Below are 26,223 nucleotides of genomic sequence, written 5' to 3' on the forward strand. Positions count from 1 at the left end.
CTGAGGCAATAATGAAAGCACACTTATTCGGATTCGGAAATAGATAGTAGGTCGAGGGAGGGCTCGGGAGGCCATGACCGCCATTTTAATGCCGGTGCCAGATCAGTCGATTCTGGCGCGCCGCCGGGAAATTGTCGCCGCTTTGCAGGGAATTGTGCCCGGCGAAGGGGTGATCGATGATGAAACGGAGATGCGCCCCTATGAAACGGACGCGCTGACCGCCTATCGACAGATGCCGTTGATCGTCGTGCTGCCTGAAACCGTGGAGCAGGTGTCGCAGGTCCTGTGCTATTGCCATGAGAATGGCGTCAAGGTGGTGCCGCGAGGAGCTGGAACCTCTCTGTCGGGTGGAGCGCTTCCGCTCGCCGACGGAGTCCTTCTGTCGATGATGAAGTTCAATCAGGTGCTCGACATCGACTTCGCCAACCGCTGCGTGACGGTCCAGCCAGGGGTGACCAACCTCGGCGTGACCCGAGCCGTGGAGCACGAAGGGTTTTATTATGCGCCAGACCCGTCATCGCAGATTGCGTGTTCGGTCGGTGGCAACATTGCCGAAAACTCTGGTGGTGTGCATTGTCTGAAGTACGGTCTGACCACCAACAACGTCCTGGGCCTGGAAATGGTGCTGATCACCGGCGAAGTGATCCGTCTCGGCGGCAAGCATCTCGACAGCGAAGGCTATGACCTGCTGGCGCTGATGACCGGCTCGGAAGGACTGCTGGGCGTAGTCACCGAGGTTACCCTGCGCATTCTGCAGAAGCCGGAAACCGCGCGCGCGCTGCTGGTGGGTTTTCCGACCAGCGAGGACGGCGGACGCTGCGTGGCGGAGATCATCGCCAACGGCATAATTCCCGGCGGCATGGAAATGATGGATAAGCTGGCGATTGACGCGGCCGAGGCCTTCGTCAATGCCGGATATCCTCTGGACGTCGAAGCATTGCTGATTGTCGAGCTGGATGGGCCGGAGGCTGAGGTCAACGATCTGATCGAACGGGTCGAGGCGATTGCCTTGAAGAACAAGGCATCACACATCCGCATCTCCACGTCAGAAGAAGAACGCATGACATTCTGGGCCGGTCGCAAGGCCGCGTTCCCCGCCGTTGGCCGTATCTCTCCCGACTATCTTTGCATGGATGGGACGATCCCGCGCCGCGAGCTGCCCAAGGTGCTGGCTGGAATGCGCGATCTCTCGGAAAAGCATGGCCTGCGCGTCGCAAACGTCTTCCACGCTGGCGACGGCAACCTGCATCCGCTGATTCTCTACGATGCCAACAAGCCGGGGGAACTTGAGGCTGCAGAAGCTTTTGGCGCCGATATCCTTCGTCTGTGCGTTGCGGTTGGCGGCGTGCTGACGGGAGAGCACGGTGTCGGCATCGAAAAACGTGATCTGATGCCTGAAATGTTCTCCGAAGACGACCTCAAGCAGCAGCAGCGCGTCAAATGTGCGTTCGACGAAAACCACCTTCTCAATCCGGGGAAAGTTTTTCCCGTGCTGCACCGTTGTGCGGAGCTGGGCCGGATGCATGTCCACAAGGGGAAGCTGCCTTTCCCGGATATTCCGCGGTTCTGAGGCGAGGGAGAAAAACAATGCAGGAAACCTTGCGCCCTACGACTGTCGAAGAGGTTCGTTCCGCAGTGGAATGGGCGGTTTCGAACGAGACGGCTCTCGCTGTGCGGGGGCATGGCTCCAAGGACGGTCTCGGCCGCCCAGTTAAGGCAACCCATGCTGTCGATCTGACCGATCTGAGCGGTATCGTTGAATATGAGCCGGAAGAACTGGTGCTGACGGTGAAGACCGGCACATCGATTGCCGATGTCGAAGCTCTCGTCACCCAGCATAATCAGGAGCTGTCCTTCGAGCCGATGGACCTTGGTCCGCTTTTGGGCAGACCTGCCGGCCAAGGCTCGGTTGGCGGGGTTCTCGCGACCAACCTGTCCGGCCCGCGCCGGCTCAAGGCGGGTGCTGCCCGCGATCATATCCTCGGTATGGAAGCCGTTTCTGGTCGAGCCGAAATTTTCAAGGCTGGCGGCCGTGTGGTGAAGAACGTCACCGGCTATGACCTGCCGCGCGCCTTCTGTGGCTCCTTCGGCACGCTGGCAATCGCCACGACTGTTACCCTGAAGGTCAATCCCCGGCCGGAAAGCTCGGCGACCTTCTGCCTGCGGGGACTTTCGGAAGGCGTCGCAGTGGAGGCCTTGTGCCGGGCCATGGGGTCCTCTGCGGAAGTCTCGGGCGCTGCACATTTGCCCGACGGTGCCCAGGTGGGCGAGGGGCCGGTAACATTGCTGCGGTTGGAGGGCTTCCCGACCTCCATCGACTATCGCTTTGCCATCCTGCACAAGCTTCTAGGGGATCTGGGCACACCCGAGCGTATCGGTGCGGAGCGTTCAGAGCCTCTGTGGCGTCAGGTCCGTGATTGCGAAATGATCTCTGCCGGTGAAGCCCCGGTTTGGAAGGTGTCTGTTGCCCCGGCGGCTGGTGCTATCTACGTCGATGCCCTGCGCAAACGCTTCGATGTGAAGGTGTTTTACGATTGGTCTGGAGGCTTGATCTGGATCCGTTGCGAAGACGGTGCCCTGCACGAGACTGAAATTCGCCAGGGCCTTGCTGCTGTCGGCGGAGGTCATGCCATGCTGATCCGGGCGCGGGCGCAGGAGCGTCTCGAAACGCCGGTTTTTCAGCCTCAGCCCGCCTCGCTCGCCGCCCTCAGTGCCCGTTTGAAACAACAATTCGATCCCGTCGGCATTCTCAACCCGGGCCGTATGGTCGGGTCGGTTTAGGTCGGGCAGGAGAAACGAGACCCATGCAAACCAATTTCTCACTTGCCCAGTTGGCCGATGCGAATGTGGCAGAATCCGAAAAGATCCTGCGCAAATGCGTGCATTGTGGCTTCTGTACTGCGACCTGTCCGACCTTTGCCTTGCTCGGGGATGAGCTCGACAGTCCGCGGGGCCGCATCTACTTGATCAAGGACATGCTGGAAAACGACAAGCCGGCGGATGCCAAGGTTGTCAAACACGTCGACCGCTGCCTGTCTTGCCTGTCCTGCATGACCACCTGTCCTTCGGGTGTCAATTACATGCATCTGGTCGATCATGCGCGGGCGCACATCGAGGAAACCTATCGGCGGCCGTTGTCGGATCGCTTCTTGCGCGGCGTCCTCGCCTCCGTGCTGCCGCATCCAACGCGCTTTCGCCTGGCACTCGCCGGTGCACGTCTGGCGCGTCCATTGGCGGATCCATTGAAGAAGATGGGGGGCTTCTTTGCCAAGGCTGGTGCCATGCTGGCGTTGGCACCACTGCGTGTTCCCTCGGCGTCCGAAGCCGACAAGCCAGGTGTCTACCCGCCTGCAACGACCGCCAAGGGTCGTGTCGCTCTGTTGTCCGGCTGTGCTCAGCCTGTTCTGAAGCCGTCGATTAACTCTGCCACAATCCGTCTGCTGCGTCGGGCTGGCTATGAGGTGGTTCTGCCGGAAGGTGAAGGCTGTTGCGGCGCTCTGGTGCACCACATGGGCAAGGAAGCAGCCGCCCTCGACAACGCCCGGCGCAATGTTGACGTCTGGACCCGGGAGCTGGAAGACAAGGGCCTTGATGCCATTCTGATCACCGCTTCCGGCTGTGGCACGACCATCAAGGACTATGGCTTCATGCTGCGCGAGGACGAGGTTTACCGGGAGAAGGCTGCGAAGGTTTCAGCTCTGGCCAAGGACATCACCGAGTTCCTGTGCGAAGCGGATCTGGGTGAACCGGTTCTCCAGCCGGGGCTCAAGGTGGCCTATCATTCTGCTTGCTCCATGCAGCACGGCCAGAAGATCACGCGTCAGCCGAAGGCGCTGTTGACGGCGGCCGGTTTTGCGGTCAAGGACGTGCCGGAAGGCCACCTGTGTTGTGGGTCGGCGGGGACTTACAACATCCTGCAACCGGAAATAGCCACCCGTCTGCGTGACCGGAAAGTGGCGAACATTATCAAGACCACACCGGATCTGGTGGCGACCGGTAACATCGGTTGCATCACTCAAATCGGCAGCGGCATGGACCTTCCGGTGGTTCACACTGCCGAACTGCTGGACTGGGTCTATGGCGGTCCGAAACCCGTTGAACTGGCAACTTTGCCGCAGGCGGTGGAGTAAGGGCCTTGGCATCGTCTTTTGTGGTTCCTACCTTGGGGGCACAAAAGACGAAGGATGTTCGCGCAGCATGTCGGCAGGCAGTGATACGACGGCGATAGTCTCTCTGGGCATGTCCTGCCAGAGCGCCCGACAGATCAGGACCAGCATCGAAGTTCTGTCGGAAGTGCTCGCTCAGGCGTTTCAGCCTGAGCGTCATTTCTTCGACGGATTGGTTGCGCCTGTTGCCGGGCTTGCACAGCTGTTCGAGGACGGTTTTCCGCTGTTTGACCGGGTCGCCATCGTCGATGGTCCAGGGCACCCGACCTGGAATCCTTACGAAATCCGCTTTCTGCATCATTTTCGACCGGAGCCGGAAGCCGCAGCAGACATCGACGGCTGGTTTGAGAATGAACTCTCCCGCTTCACTCACCTGCGCGCGAAGTTTGAGCGCTTGCGGCAGCGTGAGCGGCTGATCTTCGTCATCTCCAACTCACAGAACAATCTGGACCTGGTGGCGAGAGACACAGGGATAGAAAAACTGGATTTCGATGCGGACGAGCTGAAGCGCTTGCAGGTTGCGGTCGACGGCTTCTTTGGAAGGGCGTGCGAGTATCTGGTTGTGTCTCATCCTGAGCGGCACGGCGGAACGGAGCTGCCGGAGCTGCGCATTCTGCAAGCGGACGACAGCGAGTGGACCGGAGATAAACGCCAGTGGCGGGAGTTGTTCCGCGACTATCTGGCGAAGGGTCGCGTTGAACCCTTCGCCGTCTGATGGCGGACCACGTCCTCAAATGACGTGGACTGATGTTCCCACACCAACCCGCTGGTAGAGATCCGTCACGTCTTCATTGCGCATGCGAATGCACCCGGAGGACACGGCGTGGCCGATGGTCCAGGGCTGGTTGGAGCCGTGGATGCGGTAAAGCGTCGAGCCGAGATAAAGCGCCCGGGCGCCCAGCGGATTGGCCGGACCGCCTTCCATGAAGGCGGGAAGATCGGGACGTCGTTTGCGCATTTCCTGCGGGGGGCGCCAATCCGGCCATTCGGCCTTGCGGGTGACTTTATGAGTGCCGGCCCACTCGAAACCCGGCTTGCCCACACCAACCCCATAGCGCCGTGCTGTGCCGTCTGCCTGCACCAGATAGAGGTAGCGAGCATTGGTGTCGATCACGATGGTGCCCGGCTTCTGCTGGGTGTCATAGCGCACGATTGTCGGAAGAAACTGCGGTGCAATGCTGCGCTGAGGCGCTGCCGCCTGCTGCGGCTGCTGAGCGGGTTGGGGTCGGCGAGCACTCAGCCAACCGGTGCGTCGTGACGTGCTGCGAACCTGTGGGTTCTGGCGCAGTTGCAACAGCCATGGATCCGTTAGATTGGGGCTGAGGACCAGCGGCGGCGGTGCAGCGCGACCTGCGGTGCCTGCAACACCGGGCAGGGCGCTGGTGGCGAGAAAGCTCGCGGCCAGGAAATATCGGACAAGGCGCGTCATGGCGAAAGGCTCCATAGGCGATGCGACAAGGGGATCGGCGCGGCAGACGAATCTCCACGCCAGATCGGCTGGCCACAGGCTAGGGGCAAATCCCAAGGGTTTGGTGAATCGCAAGCTAACCATGATCGTAAATTGTATCTATGGTTACGACTTGGTTGAGAGGCACGGTTAAAAAAGGTTTAAGCCTGCGCTCAGTTCATCCGGTTGCGCACTTGCTGCAACACCCTGGGCAGCACGCGGTCGACATCTTCGGTACTCATGCCCGGCAGAATCCTGTCGTCATACAGCATGTTCAGGATCATCTGGTCGAAGGTCGTGAACCGGTTATGCCGTGAGTGATCGTTGAAGACGGAATGGATCAGGCTGTCATCATCGTTCATTGGGCCCAGTCCCTGCAGCACTTCCTCCACCATGCAGCGGCGAAAGATGAACTCTCCCTCGTCGGACACGACGACGGCTGTCGAGTGCTTTATGCCGTTTTTGTCGGAAACCACCCGGACCAAACAGCGACCGGGCGCCTTGGCATCGGCCTTCTTGTAAACGTGCTCGCGCACGATCTGCAGGTAGTTTGGTCGGTCGACAACATAGATGTTGAAGTTGGCTTGCTCGGGATCCTGCACAATGGAGGATTGCAGCCCGTGCACTTTGATCTGCACCTGACGGATAAACTTGTCCAACACCGGTCGTCGATCAATCTCCGACATGTTGTGCACATAGAAGCGGACCGGGCTCATATACTTTTTTACGAGATAGGGCTGCCAGCTCCAACGTCGGTATTCCAGCCCGAAAACAGTCTTGTGAAACCCCGCGAGCAGCTCTTCGGTCGTGAAGATCCGATCCGCCGCGCAGGCCGGCAGGACAAGGGAACACACCAGGAGAAGAGACGAGAGTAGGCGAAACATCGATTTTAAATCAAAAACTTCCAAGAATCGGTGCGAAGTCGGGACAATGAAATGTAGAGCACTTTACGCTGCGGGCCAACGCGCTTGGGATATTGACTGATGCGCATGGGACTAAGGCAAAGACCTGTCAGTATTGCCAAGGCTCCGGTTTTCGACCTGATCTCATGGGGTCTCTCTCTGCAAAAACAATTCCTTAAAGAAGTCTCGGTTAAGGTGCGGAAATGTTCAAGGGATCATGTCCTTGGAGTTTGTGGAGCAGAGATGGTTGCTGTGAGAAAATCCTTTCGCGCCGAAAATTTGATACGATTGCAGTCTGATGGCGGCGATGAGATTGGCTTTGCGGACGAGCGCCGCCACCAGGAGGTGATGGCCGAGATTTCAGACCTGAAGCGTCTGATGGCTCAGCAGCACACCGAAAACCTGCAGCCAGCCGTCGACTCGCAGGACGTCAGTGAAAAAGTTCTGGCCGAGTTCCGTAAGGAAATGTCGGAGGCAGGCAAACTAAAGGTCGAGCTGGACGCCATCTATGAGGCGATCAGCCAGACCAAAAAAGAAATCGCCACCCTGCACCACACCACGGGTTCCAAGGGTGAGGACATGACCCGCGTCACAAACGAACTGGATGCCGTTGTGTCCGGGACGGAAGGGGCGACCGAGGCCATTCTGTCCTCTGCCGAGTTCATCGATGAAACCGCAAACACCTTGTCGGCTCGTTTGAAGGGGCAGGACTCTGATCTGGCGCACGACATTCAGGAAAGTGTCGTACAGATCTTCGAAGCCTGTAACTTCCAGGATCTGACCGGCCAGCGCATCACCAAAGTGGTCGGCACCCTGCGTTTCATTGAAGACCGTATTGCCCAGATGATGGACATCTGGGGCGGTATCGAGAGCTTCAAGGACGTCGAAATTGCAGGCAAGACAACGGCAGAAGGCGATGCCGCACTGCTGAACGGCCCGTCGCTTGATTCCGATGAAGACGTCGCCAGCCAGGACGACATCGACGCCCTCTTCGCCTGACCTACCCAGCTTCGTCAGGCCCAGTTTTTTGAAAGCCGCTCCCGTCAGGGGGCGGCTTTTTGCTTGTCAGGAGAGAATTGCGGCTTCTGCTGCCAGCCTTGCATTTCAGAAAGGGCTGTGGGATGGAACAAAGAATGAACGTTTGAGGGGGCTGATCATGACGACGCAAGAACCAACAGGATCAGGGGATACCGAAGCCGCGGCTTTGTTGCTGAAGGGACTGCTTAAAGGGCCTGACGACCTCCATCGGTGCTGGTGGCATGGTGGCCTCGAGGAATATCGCCGCTACCACGACGAAGAGTGGGGATGGCCCGTTGACGCGGACCGCCGGTTGTTTGAAAAGATCTGCCTTGAGGGCTTCCAGGCCGGGCTATCGTGGTTGACGATCCTGCGCAAGCGCGAGGCGTTTCGCGCAGCCTTTGCCAATTTCGAGTTCGACGTGGTCGCCGGCTTCGATGAGGCCGATGTGGAGCGCTGCGTTGCCGACAAGGGCATCGTTCGGCATCGCGGCAAGATCGTTTCAGTGATCAACAACGCCAAGCGTGCGATTGAGCTGAAGCAGGAAAAGGGCTCACTCGCCGCGCACTTCTGGAGCTTTGAGCCAACGGCTGAGAGCCGGCCGGAAAAGCTGGAGCGGGGCACGATCGCCGCGACAACGCCGGAAAGCATCGCCTTGTCGAAAGACCTGAAGAAGCGCGGCTGGAGCTTTGTTGGGCCGACCACCGTCTATGCCTTCATGCAGTCCATGGGCATGGTCAATGATCATGTCGAGGGATGCTGTTGCCGCGCCAGAATTGAAGCAGCGCGCGATGCCTTCACCCGACCGACCTGAGCCCTGATCAACAGGCTTTGCCAACTGCATCATCCAGAAAAGCGCTGCCGCCGGAGATCCAGCTGTCCCCGACGCGCGTATCTTTGTTAGTTGGCTGGCGCAGTTCAGCATTGCCGACAATGCCCAGGGGTGCCCACCACCCTTGACCTTCGGGTCGCCAGTTCCTCCCCTGGCGGCCCTTTTTCTTGTCTTGGTCAGCGTTTGCGCGGGCTGACCTTCTCCGCAAAATCTTCATAGAGCGGATTTTCATTCCGGAAGACATACTCCAGATCCTGCACTGTGACCGTGCTGCTCCCGAGTTCGATCAGAACCTTGGCACATTCGGCCACCTTGGCCTTCGGGCAGAACAATGTCAGCACAGAGCTGTCGGATCCATCGGAACCGAAGGGTGCTGTTGCCCCGAACTTGGAGGCTTCGGCCAGCGCCTTGCGTCGATCGGTGACCTTCGCCTGGATCTTGCGAATGTCGCGGGCTTCTTCTTCGGCGGCAATCCGGTCCAGAATGGCGCGTGCTGCGTTGAGGGCAGCAGGCGACCAGTCGGCCTTGCGGGAGGCCACGAGATGCGCCTGACTGCGCAACATCACGCCGTCAGCGAGGATTTTCAGGTTGTTGGCGTGCAGCGTCGAACCGGTCGAGGTGATGTCGACGATCAGCTCCGCCGCGCCTGCCGCAGGAGCCCCTTCGGTGGCGCCAGCGCTTTCCACGATGCGATAATCCGCGATGCCATGATTGGCGAAATAGGCGCGGGTCAGATGCACATACTTGGTCGCCACCCGCAGCCGGTTGCCGTGACGGTTTCGATAGTCGGAGGCGACATCCGCCAGATCAGCCATGGTTTCCACGTCGATCCATGCCTTCGGCACAGCCACCACAACATCCGCGTGACCAAAGCCAAGCGGTGTCACCAGATGGACGCTTTCCTCCGGCGACGTGATGCTTTCATGCACAAGGTCAAGCCCGGTGATGCCGAAGTGGACGGAACCTTCCGCCAGTTCACGGGCAATTTCCGAGGCCGACAGAAACGCGATATCGACGTCCGGCAGTTCGGCGATCTTGCCCCGGTAATTCCGTGCGCCACCGGGACGCTGCACCTTCAGGCCGGAGCGGCCGAAGAAATCGTGCGTGTTTTCCTGCAGGCGCCCCTTGGAGGGAATGGCGATTGTCAGCTTGCTCATGCGCTCGCTCCGGAAAGTTTGGCGATCCGGTCAAGCCAGATCGAAAAGCCGATGGCCGGAACGTCGCTTTCAGCGCCCAGCAGCGTCACCAGCCGGTCGTAGCGGCCACCCCCGACAAGCTGACCATCCTCATGGCCGTCTTCACCGTGGATCTCGAATACGAAGCCGGAATAATAGTCGAGGCGACGGCCAAAGTCGGCTGCGAAATGCAGGCTGGAGGCAGAATGGCCCCGGGCTTCCAGCGCGCTCAGGCGCGCCTTGAAAGTCGCTAGAGGAGCGGCAAGGTCAATGCCGGTTTCCGCTGCAAAGGTTTCCAGTTCAGTTGCAGCCTTATCGGCGGGGCCGCTGATCGCAAGGTAGCGGGACAGAATACCGGCTGCACGCTCATTGCCGCCATTGCCGGTCGCAAGAGCTGCCTGCTCCAGGAACCGGTCGGCGATCTCGCTCGGCGTCCGGCCGCCGACTGCGGAAATTCCCGCTATCGACAGAAGATCCTCGACCACCGCATGGGCTGCATCCGGTGCGACACCTTCCAGTGCGGAGAGAAAGCCGAAGCGCACGTCGCGATTGTCGTCCGGGTTGCGGTCGCTGCCGGCCATGCGGGAAATCGCATCGCTCAGCTTTTCGCCTTCGCCGAACAACCCGCGCAAGCGGCGCTGCCAGGCGGCAGGCAGGTCGAGCCCGGAGAGCACGGCAGCAAACAGCGTCTCGTCGCCAATGCGGATAGTCTGGGTTTCCACGCCGAAGCATTTCAGCACCGACGAGGAGAGCGCCAGCATGTCGGCATCTGCCCCATCCAGATCCGCACGCCCAAGGCTTTCAGCCCCGATCTGCGGAATTTCCCCGGTGGTGTCCGTACGCTGGCGGAACACCAGCCCGTGGTAAAAGTAATCAGCCGGTGCCGTTCCGCCGCTGGCCAGATGCTGGCGGCAGACGGGAATGGTGAAATCCGGGCGCAGACACAGGTCCGCCCCGTCCGGGCCGTTGGTCTGAAACAGGCGACGACGGATGTCTTCGCCGATCAGATCCAGAAACACGTCCGCCGGTTGCAGCACCGGCGGCTCGATCAGCGTATGTCCTGCCGCCTGCAACAGTTCCAGGGCCCGTGCGATCTTGGACTTGTCCGGAGTGGCAAGCGGTGCGGTCATTATGCGTCTCCCTTGGTGCTCGTGTCAGCCGAGCTCGTGCTGACCTTGACGCGGTCTTCGGCCTGTTCTGCCAGCAGCTTTTGCACCGTGGCGACAAGGTCCGCCTCGGCTATGGTGATCTGCGCCGGGCGGCTTTCGCGCCAGGTGACATTGTCGGTGATCTCTTCCGACAGGCGTTTGCCTTCAATCAGATCCTTCAGCTGCAGCTGTCCAGCCTCGCGCTCGTCCGAGCCCTGGATGATGGCAATCGGGCAGTCGCGGCGGTCGGCGTATTTCAGCTGGTTGCCGAACTTCTTCCAGTTGCCCTGGTACATCTCGGCGCGGATGCCGGCGGTGCGCATCTCCTGCACCATCTTCTGGTAGCGGCCGAGCGCTTCCGTGTCGCCGTCCATGACGGTAACAAGCACTGGCGCGACAACCTCGTCCTGACCCAGCTTGCCGAGGTTCTTCAGTGCAGTCATCAGACGCGACACGCCGATGGAGAAGCCGGTGGCTGGCACATCACGGCCGGTGAAGCGCTTGACCAGCCCGTCATAGCGCCCGCCGCCGCCAACGGACCCGAACTGGACTTTTTCGCCCTTTTCGTTGGTCACATCGAACAGCAGCTCGGCTTCATACACGGGACCGGTGTAATATTCGAGGCCGCGCACAACGGATGTGTCGATTTTAATCTGTTCTTCTGTGTATCCGCACGCTGCAACGATTTGCCAAATGAGTTGGAGCTCTTTCATTCCAACGTTGTAGGCGTGCGCCTCATCAAAGAACTTTTCCTCATCAGCTATAACTTCTGGAGCTACCCACCCGAGACCGGCGAGATCACCTTCATTTTCCTTATCGAAACCGGGTGCAAACTGTTTCACGCCATGCAAAAGGTAGGCGTCCATAAGTCCATTAATTTGAGCAGTATTGAGGCCTGCTCCTTTGGTGAAATCGCCTTTGCCTTTTTCACCGCCGTCCCAACGTCCTTCACCGAGCAAGAGTTTCACATCTTCGGAGCCGAACTTGTCGAGCTTGTCGATGGCGCGCAGAACCGTCAGGCGGCGTTCCGCGTGCTCTTCACCGCCGAGGCCGATGGCTTCCATAACACCGTCGAGAACCTTGCGGTTGTTGACCCGGATCACATACTGGCCGCGCGGAATGCCGAGGGCTTCCATCGCATCGGCCATCATCATGCACATTTCCGCATCGGACTGGACGCCCGGCGCGCCGACGGTGTCGGCGTCGAACTGCATGAATTGGCGGAAACGGCCCGGTCCCGGCTTTTCATTGCGGAACACCCAACCGGCGCGGTAGGTGCGGTAGGGCAGCTGGATCTCGTTGATATTTTCCGAGACGTGGCGGGCCAGCGGCGCCGTCAGATCATAGCGCAGGCTCATCCACTGTTCGTCATCGTCCTGAACCGAGAAGACACCCGTATTCGGCCGGTCCGTGTCGGGCAGGAACTTGCCCAGACAGTCTGTATATTCGAAAGCCGGGGTCTCGACCGGGTCGAAACCATAGCGCTCGTAGACTTCACGGATCTTGGCGATCATCGCGTCCGTGGCACGGATGTCGGCGGAAGAGCGGTCGACAAACCCACGGGGCAGGCGTGCTTTGAGTTTATTCGGCTTTTTGGCCATAAGCGTGTGGTCCCGGCGGAAGAAAGGGGACCCGGCGTCGAGGCAGTCCGAAAACCGTGCCGCCTTGCACCGGGGTGTTCCGGCTGTCCTAGACGAAACGCCATTTCAGGGCAAGCTGGCCGTCCAGACCTCTTGTCTGTTTCTGCCGTCATACGGAAAAGTAAGAAGTGATGTTCTACGAGTGTTGCAACGCGACAGAGGGTGCACCGGCGCACTTCTTTCATCTTCACACCTGCCAATCTGACGGGCTCTGCATCGGGTAACCATTCTTCCCGTTTCGCTTGGCTGGAAACATCTGGTTACGGTGTTTCGCTTGCTTTCGTTCTGCGCCGGGGTATGGTCCGCGCAAATTTTCAAGACAGCTGCCCGGTCTGCAAAAGCGCCAGGCATGGGGGCCGCTGAAATTCGGACGTAGATCGACTTATGGATAAAGCGGTAGAGGGCAAAGGTCACGGCATGTCCAGTGAAACTCTGCAGTCAGCAGACGATGTGAACGCCACTCCGGCGCGTGCGGCTGTCAAATCCGGGGCAGAACTCAGCATTGTGCTGCCGACCTTCAATGAAGTGCAGAATGTCCCGATCATGGTCGACCTGCTGCACAAGACCCTGGAAGGCGTTGATTGGGAGGTTATCGTCGTTGATGACAACTCTCCTGACGGCACGTCTGAAGCCGGGCGTCGGATCGCCCGGCTCGACCCGCGCGTTCGCGTGATCCGTCGCATCGGCCGGCGCGGTCTGTCGGGCGCTTGTGTGGAGGGCATTCTGGCCAGCTCGGCGAGCTATGTTGCTGTCATGGATGCGGATCTGCAGCATGATGAGAGTCTGTTGCCAGAGATGCTGAATGAATTGCGCAGCGGTGAGGCTGATCTGGTCGTCGCCAGCCGCAAGGTGGAAGGCGGCACCATCGGCGAGGGCCTTTCAAAGGTGCGCGCCTGGGGTTCCAACCTGGCCAACAGCATGGCCCAGAAGCTGCTGAACGTCACCTTGAGCGACCCGATGAGCGGCTTCTTCATGATCCGTCGCGACAAGGTCGAAGAGCTGACACCGCAACTTTCCGCGCAAGGCTTCAAGATCCTGCTGGACATCGTCTCCACAGCCAAGGGGGCCTTGCGGATCAAGGAACTGCCTTTCACGTTTCGTCAGCGCCAGCATGGCGAGAGCAAGCTCGATACTCTCGTGACGCTGGACTACTTCGGCCTGCTGCTCGCCAAATACTTCGGCGACATGATCTCCGTCCGCTTTCTGATGTTCGGCCTGGTCGGCGCCAGTGGTCTTGTCGTCCACTTGATTGCCCTGCGCATCTTTTTGGTCGCCGGGGCGATGGAGTTCAACTGGGCTCAGACGGCAGCTTCCTTCGTGGCGATGACCTCTAACTTCTTCCTCAACAACCAGCTGACCTACCGTGACCGTCGCCTGACCGGCATCAAGACGGTCATTGGCCTCTTTACCTTCTACGCGGTCTGCAGCGTTGGTGTTCTGGCTAATGTCGGTGTTGCGGATCTGGTCTATGCCAAGCCGGAATACTGGTGGCTTGCTGGCACTGCCGGGGCCATCATGGGCGCCGTGTGGAACTATGCCGCCAGTTCGGCCCTGACATGGAAAAAGGGATGAGGCCCTCGCAGCCTGAACGTCGCCAGCCTGAGTGATGACTGATTTGGGACAGCAACCAAAAGATCTGAGGGAGCAGCGGGAGCCGGCCAGTTTGCCGGACCTGCCGCTCTTCTTGCGTCCAGGGGGGCTCGTCGCTCTCGTTCTGGCGCTTGCCGTGCTGAAGGTCTGGGCAGCTGCCAACTCGCATCTGGTCGAGGATGAAGCCTACTATCGCCTGTGGGGCCTGCATCCGGCTCTGGGGTATTATGATCACCCACCGATGATCGCCTGGTGGATCTGGGCCGGGCAGCAGCTTTTGGGTGACACGGTTCTGGCGGTGCGTGCGGCCGTTATCCTGTCGTCCGTCCTTGGATCTCTGGTTCTATGGCGCACTGGCCTGTTGCTCTTCGGCGCAAGGGCGGCCGGGTGGGCGGTGCTGTTCTTCAACGCCAGCCTGCTGATTGGCATTGGCGGCATTCTCGCCACGCCAGATGCACCCTCGGTGCTGTTCTGGGGTCTGGCGTTCTGGGCCTTGGTCGAGCTGCAAACCTCTGAAAATGCCAACTGGTGGCTGGCGGTCGGGCTGTTCGCCGGGCTGGGACTGGTCTCCAAATACTCTTGCCTGTTTCTGGGCACGGGCATTCTGCTCTGGCTCGTCTGGGTGCCCACAGCACGTAAATGGTTTGGCACGTGGCAGCTCTGGGCCGGGGGGCTTCTGGCCGTGTATATCTTCGCCCCGGTGCTCTACTGGAACCAACTGCATGACTGGGTCAGCTTCTACAAGCAGTTCGGGCGGGCGGGCAGCGGTGCCCTAACGAGCAAATACATCTTCGAGTTCATCGGTGCCGTTTTCGGTCTGATGAACCCGTTGGTGGCGCTCCCTGCCTGTCTGGGAGCCGCCCTGCTCAGCCGGGGGACCTGGGGCAAACAAGCTGGTTCGGCTTTGGTGATAGTCACTGTGCTGCCGTTCCTGGCCTATCTGATCTTTCATTCGCTGCATGCCCGCGTTCAGGCCAACTGGCCGGCACCTCTGTTCCCGGCGTTTGCGCTGATGGCCGGGATGTTTGTCGCAAGAGCGTCGACCGCCTCCCGCTTTTGGCGGATTTGGGCGACGGGGGCGGTTGTTAGTGGCCTGGTGATCGCCGTGGTGGTGCAGATCCATGCGGTTGCGCCACTGACTGGCGTGCTGGCCCGCAAGGATCCGACATTCCAGCTACGCGGCTGGCCTGAGGTTGGCAGACAGATTGAGCAGATCGCAGAGGCTGAAGACGCGCATTTCGTGCTGACCTCGTCTTATGGGCTCACCGGGCATCTGGATTTTCTGCTCAAGGGCCACACGGCGGTCAGTCAGGCGCCGGTTAGCCAGGTCAATGAGCGGATCCGCTACATAATGGCGCCGCAGACGTCGTCGGAAAGTTTTGGCGGCACCGGGCTTTACGTCACCACTAACCGCCGTGACCGCTCCGCCTTGTTGCTAGATCGCTTTGCCGACGTGCGTCTGATTGCCGAGTTCCCGAGGCAAGTGCGGGGCGTTGAGTTGGAGCAGATGCGGGTCTACCGAATGAGTGATCCGACAGGTTCGGTTCTGGACCCGGTCGAAACGCGACAACCGACAGGCTAGATGGCAGAAACAAGGCGCTTAATCTTGCATTTACCGGTCGGATGTCGCAGGGATAGTAACCGAACGTCATCTCCGCAACCGCCAGAGCAATGAAAAAAATAACACTGGGCGCCCTCGACTACGGCCTCGCCTTCGGCGTGGACCGAACACTGCGTTCGCTCTTGCAGGAAGGGCGTCTTAGCGCCGTTGGGTGCCTGGTTGCATCAGAGCTCTGGCCGCGCGAATTCAAACCCCTCAAGGATCTGGCCGATGAGCTGGGCGAGCGCGCCGAAATAGGCCTGACGCTGGCCTTGAGCGGTGACCATGTCACTCCGGTTAGCCAGCGCATGCGCGAGGTCTATGGCGATCAGTTTCCCGCCCGTTCCAAGCTGGAGCGTCTGGCCATGATGCGCTTGCTGCCGGACGAGATGTTGATCGAGGAAATCTGCCAGCAGGTCTCTGCCTTCACCAGTCGCATGGATCGCCTGCCGCGTATCGTCGCGCTGCGCGAGGGGCTTCTGGACCGCAGCGAGATGGTGCGGCTGGTGCTGACGGCGCTCGACAGTCTGGATTTGAAGCAAAAGCCGTGGCTGGTGGCGCCTTCGGTTTTCGAAAGTGCCGAGAAACGTTTTCTGCGGATGGCCAGGAAAGCTGGCTACCCGGCTTTGCGCTGGGGCCCCCCTGTGCCTGAGATTGCTGACAGGGAAGAGCTTTTTGCACGACTCCGGCATCACTTCGACTTCATGGATGAGGACGTCTTTGTCGCCACGCTGGCGGGCGAAGCCGATGATCGGTTGCGTCGTCAGGAGCCCTTGCAGAAGGTCGCTATCCGGGAGTGTCAGGGTGAGGTTCTGGGCAGCGATCGGTTCTTCCGACTGCTTGATGAGCGCGACATCTTTCTGAATTGATGCTGATCTGTGCTGCCAAATTAGAAAAGACGGCTCCGATGGGGACGGAACCGTCTTTTTTCTAAGAAGCGTTTTTTAGGAGGTCAGCCTCTGGGAGCCGGAAGCAGGCGGGGAGACCGCTTCCTTGAGACCAACCCTAGGACTAATCTTGGATAGGCTCTGTGATACCTGTCACAGATGGTCGGAAGTTTGCTACGATCCGTGTTCGGGTATCAGATGGACACAATTTGACACGGCACCTGGGGCCAGGGGCAAAGTTGTGGGGGGGGGGGGGCACCACGTGGCAGAAATAGAAGACTTCCTTCAAAACAGCTTTTCGCTGGAAGGTCTGTCGGCGGAACTGGCAGTCGGTCTGGCCCGATTGGCAAGACCTATGACGCTGAAGGCTGGTGCCATCCTTTTTGAGGCAGGCGATCCGGGCAACGGATGTTATGCCGTCACCGAAGGCTCGCTCAAGGTCTCGATGCTGTCAGTAGAAGGCGATGAACAATTGCTTGCAGTGCTCGGCCCCGGGCATCTTGTGGGCGAGCTGGCCTTGCTGGATGGTCGCCCCCGATCCGCAACGGTAACAGCCTTGAAGGCAGCTCAGCTGTCGTTCATCGACAAGGCAGGTTTCGAGCGTTTCGCCGATGAGAACCCCGCTGTCTATCGCCATATGCTGTCGATTGTCGGTCAGCGATTACGCCATTCCAACGACGTCCTTGCCGCGCGGTCGTTTCTGCCACTGCCAGGTCGGGTCGCTCAGACCTTGCTGCAGTTGGCCGAGACCTTCGGCAAACCGCTGGAAGATGGCCGCATTCTCATTCATTACAAGCTCAGTCAGGCGGATATTGCCAATATGGCGGGCGCCGCGCGTGAAAACGTCAGCCGGGTGTTGAATGACTGGAAGAGGTCCGGAACGATCTCGCGGATTTCGGGCTATTATTGTCTTGAGAAGCCAGACTTTCTAACCCGGGCTGCGACGCTTTGAGCCTACGATTTTACAAGAAAATAGGAAGCAACGACATGCCAGGCGCAGATCAAACCCCGGAAATCACAGCGGAAGAATCACCGTCAGGTGACCTGACACTGCGCACGATGGCCATGCCGGCCGACACCAATGCCTCCGGTGATATCTTTGGCGGGTGGGTGCTGTCCCAGATGGATTTGGCAGGCGGCATCGCTTCGGGTCAGCGCGCCGGCGGGCGGGTGGTGACCATTGCCGTCGACAAGATGAAGTTCATCCGGCCGGTGCATGTGGGCGATGTGATGTGCATCTACAGCCGCATCGGCCGCATTGGCCGCTCGTCGATGGAAGTGCATCTGGAAGCCTGGGCCTTGCGGCATCGCTACGGCCTGCGCGAGAAGGTCACTCAGGCAACCTTCACCATGGTAGCCGTTGATGACGACGGCAAGCCACGCGTCGTGCCGACGGAAGACGAAGTCCGCGCCAGTCTCAGGCTTTAGCGGCTTTGCGTCGGCGCAGCAGGTCGGCGAGCAGACGCTCGTCGATCGCATAGCTGCAACCGGTCTGCCAAAATGCGATCTGGTCCTGCAAGCGGGCGATCCGGTCCTGGCGCTCAAGCGTCGGCATGTGGTTTGGCAATCCACCGAAGAACCGGAGCGTCTTGTAACGCGCCAGTACATAAGCTTCCGCTGCCTTCTCGAAGGCCGCCAGTTGTTCTTCACTGCTGTTCGTGAGCACCAGACTGGGCGGTTGGCCGGCAGGGGCGTGGTCCAGTGGCAGATTGGGCCTGTAAAACGGGTGCTTTGACAAAAAATCCTCCATCGGTTTCCCGAGGAGGACTGGCGCATTGATGAAGTCTGACCGCTTGGTTGCCACGTCACTGCTTGTCGCAGATCTCGCAGCCGCATCCCCGGCAGGAACCACCTTGCCCGGTTAAGGCAGGTTGGCGAGGGCGCCAGCCCTTCTCTTGATGTGGGCGCGCTTATGCCATGAACCGGGAACTTGTTCAAGTCGCCGTTGCAGACGCCGGGGCGGTGTCTTCCGGTAGGGTTTAAGGCTTTGGATGACAGCCTCAGTAGTGGGGGGGCTTTTCCACCTGATGGCCGGGCATGGAGCCATCGATCAATTCTTCCACCTGATCGGTCATCAGGTTCATTTTGCGGGTCAGGCGCAGGATCTGCTTGTCCTGCTCGGCGACAACTTCGTTCAGTTCATCGATGATCCTGACGGCGTGAGCAAGATCGATTTCCAGTTTTTCGATGCGCTCTTCGTGATCACTCATTCTCGTGGGACTCCCGCCGGACAGGGCGCCGGTTCTTGGCAAAGGATGGTTCGGAATTTTATCAGGCCATTGATGCGGTGAGAACCGCAAAGACAGACTCCTGAACAACCCGGACATAAAAAAGGGCGGTCCGAAGACCGCCCTTTCCGTAAAGACTTATGGTTGGTTGGCTTAGAAGCCCATGCCGCCCATGCCGCCCATGTCGCCACCCGGCATTGCCGGAGCAGCGCCTTCTTTTTTCGGCAGTTCGCCGACCATGGCTTCGGTGGTGATCAGCAGACCGGCAACCGATGCTGCGTCCTGCAGAGCGGTACGAACAACCTTGGTCGGGTCGATGATGCCTGCTTCGATCATGTTGACATACTCTTCGGTCTGCGCGTTGAAGCCGAATGTGTCGTCGTTGTTTTCAAGGATCTTGCCAACAACGATGGAGCCTTCAACACCAGCGTTTTCGACGATCTGACGGATCGGAGCTTCCAGGGCACGCAGAACGATCTTGATGCCAGCCATGATGTCGGCGTTGTCGGAGGTAAGACCTTCAACGGACTTCTTGGCGCGCAGGAGAGCAGTACCACCACCTGGTACGATACCTTCTTCAACCGCAGCACGGGTTGCGTTCAGGGCATCGTCGATGCGGTCCTTCTTTTCCTTCACTTCGATTTCCGTAGCACCGCCAACGCGGATCACGGCAACACCGCCAGCGAGCTTGGCAAGACGTTCCTGCAGCTTCTCACGGTCGTAGTCGGAAGTGGTTTCTTCGATCTGGGCCTTGATCTGACCAACGCGACCTTCGATGTCGGACTTCTCACCGGCGCCGTCCACAATTGTGGTGGTTTCCTTGGTGATGGAGACCTTGTCGGCCGTGCCGAGCATGTCGAGGGTAACGTTTTCCAGCTTGATGCCGAGGTCTTCGGAGATAACTGTGCCACCGGTCAGGATAGCGATATCTTCCAGCATGGCCTTACGACGGTCGCCGAAGCCAGGAGCCTTGACGGCAGCAATCTTCAGGCCGCCACGCAGCTTGTTGACGACCAGAGTTGCCAGGGCTTCGCCTTCAACGTCTTCTGCGATGATGAGCAGCGGACGGGAGGACTGAACAACAGCCTCCAGGATCGGCAGCATTGCCTGGAGGTTGGAGAGCTTCTTTTCGAAAAGCAGGATGTAAGGCTTTTCGAGATCAGCCAGCATCTTTTCTGCGTTTGTCACGAAGTAAGGAGACAGGTAGCCGCGGTCGAACTGCATGCCTTCGACGACTTCCAGCTCTGTTTCGAGCGACTTGGCTTCCTCAACGGTGATAACACCTTCGTTGCCAACGCGCTGCATGGCTTCGGCAATGTCCTTGCCAACCTGCTCGTCGCCATTGGCAGAGATGGTGCCGACCTGTGCAACTTCTGCAGAAGTTGTGATGGTCTTGGAAGCAGCCATAAGAGCCTTGACGGCTTCAGCAGCAGCCATGTCGACGCCGCGCTTCAGATCCATCGGGTTCATGCCGGCAGCAACAGCCTTGGCACCTTCCTTGACGATGGACTGAGCCAGAACGGTCGCAGTCGTTGTACCGTCACCAGCAATGTCGTTGGTCTTGGAAGCAACTTCCTTGACCATCTGTGCGCCCATGTTTTCGAACTTGTCTTCGAGTTCGATTTCCTTGGCAACAGAAACACCGTCCTTGGTGATGCGCGGAGCGCCGAAGGACTTGTCGAGAATGACGTTACGACCCTTGGGGCCGAGTGTAACCTTAACGGCGTTTGCCAGGGTGTCGACACCCTTGAGCATCTTGTTCCGTGCTTCGGTTGAGAATTTTACTTCTTTAGCGGACATGTGGTCGTCTCACTTCTATCTGGAATGCAGGAGATATCGATAAGCGGTTCGCGGATGATTACGCGATCACGCCCATGATGTCGGATTCCTTCATGATCAGGAGGTCTTCACCGTTGATCTTGACTTCGGTGCCGGACCATTTACCGAACAGAACGCGGTCACCTTCCTTGACGTCGAGCGGGATCAGCTCACCGCTGTCCTTGCGAGCGCCAGTGCCGACAGCGACAATTTCGCCTTCCTGCGGCTTTTCCTTGGCGGAGTCTGGAATGATGATGCCGCCAGCGGTCTTCTCTTCAGAGTCGACGCGACGGACTACGACACGATCGTGCAGCGGACGAAATGCCATGTTGTGTTTCCTCTTCATGGAGCACGCCCCCATCCTCAGGCAGCGTGCGGGCATGATGATCAGGGTTTCTTTATGTCCGGGAAGGCGGACCTTCCTCGGTGTGTTAGCACTCCCACTTGGCGAGTGCCAGCCACGGCTGTGAAATATGATTGACGGAGGGTTTTGTCAATGATCAGCACGGGAAAAAAATGCCGACCGGGGGGCTTGAAAAGCCGTCCTCCGTTGCGGGTCTGCGGATTCCGACCGCAATCAAACCAGGAACTTGGTTCCATAGGTTCAACCGGCTGTGGACACGACAGGCAACTTCCCTCTGCACCCCACATGCCGCGGGCTGTAGACAGGGTGAATAAACCCTTAAAGTATTTGCCGGATTACTCGCCCGCGACGACACTGAAAGGCAGGGAGAAGGTTGCCGTCTGGCCGCTCACCACATCGCTCAGGTCGATCGCGAGCGTATAAGAGCCGGCAGGTAGCCCTTCAAAGCCGAAAGAAAGCTGAGTTGAGAGCTCGCGCTTGCGCGACCGTGTGGTGCCAGTAAAAGCAGCGAATTGCGCTTCTTCGGCCAGAACCTGACCGGACGGATTGAGCAGCTTGAAACCGGCATTCAGCGAATAGCGTGTGCCCTCGCTGTCAGTCTCAAAGCCATAGGCAATTGGCTCGGCATAGACATGAAGGGTCTCGCCTGCAGCGAACGTCTGGTTGGTGCGCGGGGTATAGATGCCGAAGCCCTTGGCAGGCACGTCGACGAATGTCCGGACGGCAAAACCCAGTGGTGCGGCATCCCAGGCCTGATCAAATGCAGTGAGCGCTTGGGAATAGGTTGCAGAAGGTGCTGACGACGTATCCTGGGCCGATGCCGGCACTTGCGTACCAAGGCAAACCACGGCAGCGCCAATCATTGCAGCCACTCGCAAGGCACTTCTCTGTGCTCTAGCTCGCATTTTCCAGTACCTCCAACCGTCACCTGAAAACGGTAAATTTCCTTTAGTTTCAAGGAGGATATAGACCGAGTTTGTGCGCGGCACAAGAAACATGGCGAAAAAGCGGCGATTCCTGGTAAACGTTCAGCCGGTTAACAGCCTTTCTCGCTCCAGGTCTGTCGCTTGCGGTAAATCGTCGATGGACTGATTTCCAGCGCCGCCGCCGCCATGGAGATGTTGCCGTCGAAAGCGTCGAGGGCATCCTCGATGATCCGGCGTTCCTGGGCCCAAAGCGGCTCGATGCTGCCAAAGGGCCGTGCCGGCGCGATGTTTCGAGCCCGCTCGCGGGAGAAATCCACCACGGACGTTGGGGTCTGGCGTCGCGAAGGGTCGCGGATCAGCAGCGGCAGCATGGAATGGGTGATGGCCTGCCCATCGTTCATGACCACGATCTGGCGTATGGTGTTTTCCAGCTGACGGACGTTGCCGGGCCATGGATAGCTTGCCATGGCAGCTTCGGCATCCGCATCGAACCCCTTGAATGAGCGGCCTTCTTCACGGGCATATCGGTGCAGGAAGCTCTCGGCGAGGATCAGGATGTCCTCGCGGCGTTCGCGCAGGGAAGGAAGCTGCACCGGCAACACATGCAGCCGGTAATAGAGGTCCTCCCGGAAGCGTCCGGCAGCGATTTCCTCGAGCGGGTTCCGGTTGGTCGCGCAGATGATGCGCGCATCGACCTTGCGGGTGACATTGTCGCCGAGCCGCTGGAAAGTGCCTGTCTGCAGGAAGCGCAGCAGCTTGCTTTGCAACAGCAGATCCATCTCGCCGATTTCGTCGAGAAACAGCGTTCCGCCATCTGCCTGATCGGCTGCACCGATGCGCGAGTCCGTTGCGCCGGTAAAGGCACCGCGGACATGACCGAAAATCTCGCTCTCGATCAGGTCACGTGGAATCGCGGCGCAGTTCAGGGCGATGAAAGGCGCATCCTTGCGGTCGGACAAGGAATGAATGGCGGTTGCGCACAGCTCCTTGCCAGTCCCGGATTCTCCGGTGATGAACACCGGAGCCTGGGAGGGGGCCATGCGGCGGATCTTGTCATAGACATCGCGCATGGCGCTGGATGTGCCGATCAGCTGGTCAAGGCCACGGCTCGAATGAACCGGCTGCTGCGCGGCAGATTGCGCACTCACATCACGGGGTGAGGTGATGCAGTTGGTGCCTTCGTTGGCAAACGGCTTTTCGGGAGCGCGCACGACGATCGGTCGGCGCTGATCCAGCTGGAAGGAGATCTTGGATGCAAGTGCATCCAGCGAGAATGGCTTGGTCAGGAAATCATGTGCGCCGCATCGCATCGCATTGACGGCTCGCGATACCGAGCCCTGCGACGAAACGGCGATGATGACGGAGGTTGGGCAGCGCACTGCGAATGCTTCCAGTCCATCGTCTCCACCAACGGTCTCCAGATCGACAACCAGAACGTCGGTGTTGATCTTGGAAAGTTCGTTGAGACAGACGGTGGCATCCGTGTAAAGCGCCGGATCTTCGCAGGAGGCTGCAAGTTTGGCGCAGACTGCTGCCGTCCTGGCTGCCTCGGAAGCGGAAGAATCAAGAACACGTACTGCTACGGGCTTGGTGTTGCCCTCATTACTTCCCATTGCTGGGCGTCCCCTTCTCGTGAACTGCTCGTCGCCTTGGCGGTATACGCCGGCAAACCCACAATCGCGGAACAGGGTAAACAAAGCGTTGTACTTGTTGAAACTTGCGAGGCCCTTCAGGGGATTAGTGGACCTGATGCGGGCAAGTCCGACAGGTCAATCAGGCGATTGTCGAGGCAAATGCTCGCACAATCTGTGATCGACTCGAGTTTTTGCAGTCAGAAAGAGGCGGTGAAAAAACCTGCCAGATAGGCGAGGCAAAGCGCGCCGCCGTAGCTGATAATCTTCAAGTACCTGGCATTGCGAGTGAAAAAAGAGCTGGCGCCATCCTGTTCAACGGATGCAGTTGCGGCGTCGAGAGCGGAGGTCTCGGTCCTGGCGGGGTCTGTCAGCTTGAGTGTCGAAGGTGCGTCTAGAGCTGCAATTACCGGTTCGGAAGCGGGGCGTGAGTCTGCTGTCTGTGAGGCATCGAGGGTTTCTGGAGCCTCTGGCTCAGGCATCTCAAGCTCAGGCGACGCGAGAGACAGCACTTCGAACCTGGGCACATATGTCCCCTTGGGGATGGTAATGCGAACAGGGTCGGTTGAACCTGGGCCGCTATAATAGGCCGCCAGTCGCCGACGCAGGCGAGACGCTTCAACCCGGACGATGGGATTTGTGACAGGATCGAAATCCTCGTTCCGTCCCAACGCTTCCACGGCAATCGTGTAGCCTTTCAAGTCGTGGGTGCGCTCTTCGAGGGTCGCCTTGACGATGTAGGACAGGAGAGTGCGCAACTGGGGGACGCCGGAAAACTCGTCGCTCTGCAAGACGCTGATCAGCGCGTTCTTGATATCCCAATCGCTCGGAGGCTTGCCAATCGCAGCTGCACTGGCAGGCGGGGGAGGCGCTGGTGTCTCCAGATGAGGGGCGACCTGGTCATGGTCAGCCTCGATAGTTTCTCCGCTCGGCACCAAACTCTGAAGTCTCCCGTTTACATTCTTCGCTTGAGCAAAGATCCACATCTCCTGGGTCAAGAACTAGACAAAAACGGGACTTTCACGCAACGGTATTTGTCTGAATATGGAAGTTTTCTCAATAAATACGGGAAAGCACTTAAGTTTTTTCGCCAGGTTTTGCCCCATCTTTGAAGATCAGGTCGCTCTTCCATGCTTTCTTTACGGGGGACAAACGACGGATTCACAATCCTGTCGGGTACTGGGGGTCGGAAGCGCCAAAAGATTAAGGCATGATTAACGCTCAATTTGTGATTCGAGTAGAGAGCACACCGCGAACATGGGGCGCACCGCGACCATTTTCATAGCGATTTGCATGGCCGTCATTTCCGCGTCGGCTGCCGCCGTTCTGGTGTTCCAGTTGGGGCGGCCGGTGGGAGAGGCTGTGTCCTTGTCGCTGGCGTTCATGTGCACCATGATCCTTCTGCATGTGCTTTTCACCCGTGCGCGGGATCGTGGCGCTCTGAGCGATGTGGTCGACCGCCTGGAAGACCGGATTTCTGATATCGATGAAGATGTCGGGAACCTGGAAGGTCGGTTGACGGGAATGGAAAGCAACATTCCTCATCGGACCCGAATGGAGATCGACCCGCTGTTCGCAGAGGTCGAAGTGCTTGGCTCGCTGGTCAAGCAGATGGCCGAGGCCATGTCCGATCTTGAAGCTCGCGTGGAGGACCAGCACGCCATCATGCCGCCGCCACAGCAGCATGGCCTGCCGCATTATGGTGAGCAGGACGTGCCTGCGTATTCCCCTGCTTCTCATGGCATGCAGCCTGGGTCGGAGCCAGTCCCGGCGGCACCTCAACATCAGCCGCTTCAGCAGCCGCATGTTTATGCGGATGAACGGCCAGTGCCGCCATCGGGCAGCGCTCAGAAAAGTCGATATGACCAGCTTCCGGCACAAGCGGCTGAATGGGACCAGACGCAGCAGTCGAACGGCGATCCGGCAATGCGCGAAATCATCAACGCGGCGTTGAACAACAATCGGGTTGAACTGCACTTGCAGCCGATCGTTAGCCTGCCTCAACGTCAGGTGAAATATTATGAGGCCTACACCCGCCTTCGCGACAGTCAGGGTGAGCTTCTGGAAGCCAAGGTGTTCCTGCCGGAGGCCATTCGTTCGGGCCGTATTGCGCGCATCGACAACATGCTGCTGTTCCGCTCGGTTCAGGTCATCCGGCGTTTGACGTCGCGCAGTCGCAGCACGGCGATGTTCTGTAATCTGTCGTCTCTGTCGTTGGTCGACGAGACCTTCTTCCCGGGCTTTCTGGATTTCGTGAAGGCCAATCGGACTTTTGCCGACGTTCTGGTGTTCGAATTCACTCAGGAAGATGTGGCCCAGATGGGGGTGATGGAACTGGAGAGCCTCAGTGCTCTGGCCGAACTCGGCTTCAAATTCTCCATCGACGGCATCACGGACATGAAGATGGACTTCAAGTCTCTGGCACAACGCGGCTTCAAATATGCCAAGTTGCACTGTGATTTTCTGATTGGCCGACGTCAGGCCAGCCATGGCCATATACATCCGTCCGATTTCGGCGATCTTCTGCATCGCTACGGCATCGTGTTGATCCCTGATCATGTGGAAACCGAGTCCCAGGTGCTGGAGCTGCTCGACCTGGATGTCAGCCTGGCGCAGGGCAATCTCTTCTCGCCGCCACGTCCGGTGCGAGCTGAGGTTCTGCAGGGCGCACCGGCACCCGCCGCCGCCCAGGAGGGGCGCCGCGATGGCCGTGTCGCCGCCAATCGTCCACGCGCAGCCGCCAGCTGATAAGTGCTGGCTTGGCCGGCCTGTAAGATCTTCAGAAATCCGAAACGCGTATAAACAAACAAGAAGCCGCCCTTTCGCATCAGGAAAGGGCGGCTTCTTCAGTC

At 59.0% G+C, this 26,223-nt stretch carries 24 protein-coding genes and 1 riboswitch; of the genes, 12 read left to right on the forward strand and 12 right to left on the reverse strand.

The window, feature by feature from the left end; translation table 11 throughout:
- Positions 1-73: 73 nt before the first annotated feature.
- The 4 genes from J0X15_RS11400 (at position 74) to J0X15_RS11415 (ending at position 4,881) form a co-directional block, all read left to right on the forward strand.
- A complete protein-coding gene (locus tag J0X15_RS11400; RefSeq protein ID WP_206940749.1) occupies positions 74-1,570 on the forward strand; it encodes an FAD-linked oxidase C-terminal domain-containing protein in 1,497 nt (498 codons plus the stop codon).
- Positions 1,571-1,587: 17 nt separating this feature from the next.
- A complete protein-coding gene (locus J0X15_RS11405; RefSeq protein ID WP_206940751.1) occupies positions 1,588-2,781 on the forward strand; it encodes an FAD-binding protein in 1,194 nt (397 codons plus the stop codon).
- Positions 2,782-2,804: 23 nt separating this feature from the next.
- Positions 2,805-4,130 carry a glycolate oxidase subunit GlcF gene (gene glcF, locus J0X15_RS11410; protein WP_206940754.1) on the forward strand — a complete coding sequence of 442 codons (1,326 nt, stop codon included), beginning with the start codon at positions 2,805-2,807 and terminating at the stop codon, positions 4,128-4,130.
- A gap of 67 nt (positions 4,131-4,197) precedes the next feature.
- Positions 4,198-4,881: a hypothetical protein gene (locus tag J0X15_RS11415; protein WP_206940756.1), complete on the forward strand. Its 684-nt coding sequence runs from the start codon at positions 4,198-4,200 to the stop codon at positions 4,879-4,881.
- 15 nt (positions 4,882-4,896) lie between these two features.
- Here J0X15_RS11415 and J0X15_RS11420 read toward each other — a convergent pair whose 3' ends face one another.
- The gene (locus tag J0X15_RS11420) at positions 4,897-5,595 is read right to left on the reverse strand and encodes a L,D-transpeptidase (protein WP_206940758.1); all 699 of its coding nucleotides are present in this window, start codon (positions 5,593-5,595) and stop codon (positions 4,897-4,899) included.
- A gap of 191 nt (positions 5,596-5,786) precedes the next feature.
- On the reverse strand, positions 5,787-6,497 hold the full coding sequence (locus tag J0X15_RS11425) for a DUF2927 domain-containing protein (protein WP_206940760.1): 711 nt from the start codon (positions 6,495-6,497) through the stop codon (positions 5,787-5,789).
- Between the two features lie 261 nt (positions 6,498-6,758).
- On the opposite strand from J0X15_RS11425, the gene J0X15_RS11430 reads away from it, so the two are divergent.
- Together J0X15_RS11430 and J0X15_RS11435 are read left to right on the forward strand one after the other, a co-directional pair.
- Positions 6,759-7,514, forward strand: coding sequence for a protein phosphatase CheZ (locus J0X15_RS11430; RefSeq protein ID WP_206940762.1), 756 nt, complete (start codon positions 6,759-6,761; stop codon positions 7,512-7,514).
- 157 nt (positions 7,515-7,671) lie between these two features.
- Positions 7,672-8,346 (forward strand): DNA-3-methyladenine glycosylase I, encoded by a 675-nt coding sequence (locus tag J0X15_RS11435; protein WP_206940764.1) that lies wholly within the window; start codon positions 7,672-7,674, stop codon positions 8,344-8,346.
- 194 nt (positions 8,347-8,540) lie between these two features.
- On the opposite strand, the gene hisG is transcribed toward J0X15_RS11435, so the two are convergent.
- The 3 genes from hisG to hisS are packed head-to-tail and all read right to left on the reverse strand — an operon-like array spanning position 8,541 to position 12,288.
- Positions 8,541-9,521 (reverse strand): ATP phosphoribosyltransferase, encoded by a 981-nt coding sequence (gene hisG, locus J0X15_RS11440; RefSeq protein ID WP_206940766.1) that lies wholly within the window; start codon positions 9,519-9,521, stop codon positions 8,541-8,543.
- The gene (locus J0X15_RS11445; RefSeq protein ID WP_206940768.1) at positions 9,518-10,669 is read right to left on the reverse strand and encodes an ATP phosphoribosyltransferase regulatory subunit; all 1,152 of its coding nucleotides are present in this window, start codon (positions 10,667-10,669) and stop codon (positions 9,518-9,520) included. The genes hisG and J0X15_RS11445 overlap by 4 nt, the downstream gene beginning before the upstream one ends.
- Positions 10,669-12,288 carry a histidine--tRNA ligase gene (hisS, locus tag J0X15_RS11450; protein WP_206940770.1) on the reverse strand — a complete coding sequence of 540 codons (1,620 nt, stop codon included), beginning with the start codon at positions 12,286-12,288 and terminating at the stop codon, positions 10,669-10,671. The genes J0X15_RS11445 and hisS overlap by 1 nt, the downstream gene beginning before the upstream one ends.
- A 456-nt stretch (positions 12,289-12,744) precedes the next feature.
- On the opposite strand from hisS, the gene J0X15_RS11455 reads away from it, so the two are divergent.
- The 5 genes from J0X15_RS11455 (at position 12,745) to J0X15_RS11475 (ending at position 17,832) form a co-directional block, all read left to right on the forward strand.
- Positions 12,745-13,899 carry a glycosyltransferase family 2 protein gene (locus tag J0X15_RS11455; RefSeq protein WP_206941032.1) on the forward strand — a complete coding sequence of 385 codons (1,155 nt, stop codon included), beginning with the start codon at positions 12,745-12,747 and terminating at the stop codon, positions 13,897-13,899.
- A gap of 91 nt (positions 13,900-13,990) precedes the next feature.
- Entirely contained in the window at positions 13,991-15,499 is a 1,509-nt protein-coding gene (locus tag J0X15_RS11460) for an ArnT family glycosyltransferase (RefSeq protein WP_209015262.1), read from the forward strand.
- An 89-nt stretch (positions 15,500-15,588) separates the two neighbouring features.
- Positions 15,589-16,386 (forward strand): ChbG/HpnK family deacetylase, encoded by a 798-nt coding sequence (locus J0X15_RS11465; protein ID WP_206940774.1) that lies wholly within the window; start codon positions 15,589-15,591, stop codon positions 16,384-16,386.
- Between the two features lie 280 nt (positions 16,387-16,666).
- Entirely contained in the window at positions 16,667-17,356 is a 690-nt protein-coding gene (locus J0X15_RS11470) for a Crp/Fnr family transcriptional regulator (protein WP_206940776.1), read from the forward strand.
- A gap of 35 nt (positions 17,357-17,391) precedes the next feature.
- Positions 17,392-17,832, forward strand: coding sequence for an acyl-CoA thioesterase (locus tag J0X15_RS11475; protein ID WP_209015263.1), 441 nt, complete (start codon positions 17,392-17,394; stop codon positions 17,830-17,832).
- Here J0X15_RS11475 and J0X15_RS11480 read toward each other — a convergent pair.
- The 7 genes from J0X15_RS11480 to J0X15_RS11510 all read right to left on the reverse strand — a co-directional run bounded on the left by J0X15_RS11480 (position 17,822) and on the right by J0X15_RS11510 (position 24,306).
- Positions 17,822-18,154, reverse strand: a complete 333-nt coding sequence (locus J0X15_RS11480; RefSeq protein ID WP_206940778.1) for a hypothetical protein — start codon at positions 18,152-18,154, stop codon at positions 17,822-17,824. The two genes, J0X15_RS11475 and J0X15_RS11480, sit on opposite strands and share 11 nt — an antisense overlap.
- A gap of 33 nt (positions 18,155-18,187) precedes the next feature.
- Positions 18,188-18,311, reverse strand: a riboswitch (SAM-I-IV-variant riboswitch).
- 93 nt (positions 18,312-18,404) lie between these two features.
- Positions 18,405-18,614, reverse strand: coding sequence for a SlyX family protein (locus tag J0X15_RS11485; RefSeq protein ID WP_206940780.1), 210 nt, complete (start codon positions 18,612-18,614; stop codon positions 18,405-18,407).
- A 171-nt stretch (positions 18,615-18,785) separates the two neighbouring features.
- Positions 18,786-20,432, reverse strand: coding sequence for a chaperonin GroEL (groL, locus tag J0X15_RS11490; protein WP_206940782.1), 1,647 nt, complete (start codon positions 20,430-20,432; stop codon positions 18,786-18,788).
- A gap of 58 nt (positions 20,433-20,490) precedes the next feature.
- Positions 20,491-20,778: a co-chaperone GroES gene (groES, locus tag J0X15_RS11495; protein WP_206940783.1), complete on the reverse strand. Its 288-nt coding sequence runs from the start codon at positions 20,776-20,778 to the stop codon at positions 20,491-20,493.
- Positions 20,779-21,149: 371 nt separating this feature from the next.
- Positions 21,150-21,686, reverse strand: coding sequence for a hypothetical protein (locus J0X15_RS11500; RefSeq protein WP_206940785.1), 537 nt, complete (start codon positions 21,684-21,686; stop codon positions 21,150-21,152).
- Between the two features lie 164 nt (positions 21,687-21,850).
- On the reverse strand, positions 21,851-23,353 hold the full coding sequence (locus tag J0X15_RS11505) for a sigma-54 dependent transcriptional regulator (protein WP_206940787.1): 1,503 nt from the start codon (positions 23,351-23,353) through the stop codon (positions 21,851-21,853).
- Positions 23,354-23,571: 218 nt separating this feature from the next.
- Entirely contained in the window at positions 23,572-24,306 is a 735-nt protein-coding gene (locus J0X15_RS11510) for a hypothetical protein (RefSeq protein WP_206940789.1), read from the reverse strand.
- 358 nt (positions 24,307-24,664) lie between these two features.
- On the opposite strand from J0X15_RS11510, the gene J0X15_RS11515 reads away from it, so the two are divergent.
- Positions 24,665-26,119 carry an EAL domain-containing protein gene (locus tag J0X15_RS11515; RefSeq protein WP_209015264.1) on the forward strand — a complete coding sequence of 485 codons (1,455 nt, stop codon included), beginning with the start codon at positions 24,665-24,667 and terminating at the stop codon, positions 26,117-26,119.
- Positions 26,120-26,223 lie beyond the last annotated feature (104 nt).

The organism is Roseibium limicola (assembly GCF_017313085.1).
GTDB lineage: Bacteria > Pseudomonadota > Alphaproteobacteria > Rhizobiales > Stappiaceae > Roseibium > Roseibium limicola.

What these genes read in the sequence shown, in the direction of transcription:
- J0X15_RS11445 (WP_206940768.1), bottom strand. Translation starts at nt 10,669, where the DNA reads ATGACCGCACCGCTTGCCACTCCGGACAAGTCCAAGATCGCACGGGCC.
- J0X15_RS11400 (WP_206940749.1), top strand. Translation starts at nt 74, where the DNA reads ATGACCGCCATTTTAATGCCGGTGCCAGATCAGTCGATTCTGGCGCGC.
- J0X15_RS11415 (WP_206940756.1), top strand. Translation starts at nt 4,198, where the DNA reads ATGTCGGCAGGCAGTGATACGACGGCGATAGTCTCTCTGGGCATGTCC.
- J0X15_RS11430 (WP_206940762.1), top strand. Translation starts at nt 6,759, where the DNA reads ATGGTTGCTGTGAGAAAATCCTTTCGCGCCGAAAATTTGATACGATTG.
- J0X15_RS11405 (WP_206940751.1), top strand. Translation starts at nt 1,588, where the DNA reads ATGCAGGAAACCTTGCGCCCTACGACTGTCGAAGAGGTTCGTTCCGCA.
- J0X15_RS11475 (WP_209015263.1), top strand. Translation starts at nt 17,392, where the DNA reads ATGCCAGGCGCAGATCAAACCCCGGAAATCACAGCGGAAGAATCACCG.
- J0X15_RS11465 (WP_206940774.1), top strand. Translation starts at nt 15,589, where the DNA reads ATGAAAAAAATAACACTGGGCGCCCTCGACTACGGCCTCGCCTTCGGC.
- hisG (WP_206940766.1), bottom strand. Translation starts at nt 9,521, where the DNA reads ATGAGCAAGCTGACAATCGCCATTCCCTCCAAGGGGCGCCTGCAGGAA.
- glcF (WP_206940754.1), top strand. Translation starts at nt 2,805, where the DNA reads ATGCAAACCAATTTCTCACTTGCCCAGTTGGCCGATGCGAATGTGGCA.
- J0X15_RS11485 (WP_206940780.1), bottom strand. Translation starts at nt 18,614, where the DNA reads ATGAGTGATCACGAAGAGCGCATCGAAAAACTGGAAATCGATCTTGCT.
- J0X15_RS11505 (WP_206940787.1), bottom strand. Translation starts at nt 23,353, where the DNA reads ATGGGAAGTAATGAGGGCAACACCAAGCCCGTAGCAGTACGTGTTCTT.
- J0X15_RS11420 (WP_206940758.1), bottom strand. Translation starts at nt 5,595, where the DNA reads ATGACGCGCCTTGTCCGATATTTCCTGGCCGCGAGCTTTCTCGCCACC.
- groES (WP_206940783.1), bottom strand. Translation starts at nt 20,778, where the DNA reads ATGGCATTTCGTCCGCTGCACGATCGTGTCGTAGTCCGTCGCGTCGAC.
- groL (WP_206940782.1), bottom strand. Translation starts at nt 20,432, where the DNA reads ATGTCCGCTAAAGAAGTAAAATTCTCAACCGAAGCACGGAACAAGATG.
- hisS (WP_206940770.1), bottom strand. Translation starts at nt 12,288, where the DNA reads ATGGCCAAAAAGCCGAATAAACTCAAAGCACGCCTGCCCCGTGGGTTT.
- J0X15_RS11425 (WP_206940760.1), bottom strand. Translation starts at nt 6,497, where the DNA reads ATGTTTCGCCTACTCTCGTCTCTTCTCCTGGTGTGTTCCCTTGTCCTG.
- J0X15_RS11455 (WP_206941032.1), top strand. Translation starts at nt 12,745, where the DNA reads ATGTCCAGTGAAACTCTGCAGTCAGCAGACGATGTGAACGCCACTCCG.
- J0X15_RS11515 (WP_209015264.1), top strand. Translation starts at nt 24,665, where the DNA reads ATGGCCGTCATTTCCGCGTCGGCTGCCGCCGTTCTGGTGTTCCAGTTG.
- J0X15_RS11480 (WP_206940778.1), bottom strand. Translation starts at nt 18,154, where the DNA reads ATGGAGGATTTTTTGTCAAAGCACCCGTTTTACAGGCCCAATCTGCCA.
- J0X15_RS11435 (WP_206940764.1), top strand. Translation starts at nt 7,672, where the DNA reads ATGACGACGCAAGAACCAACAGGATCAGGGGATACCGAAGCCGCGGCT.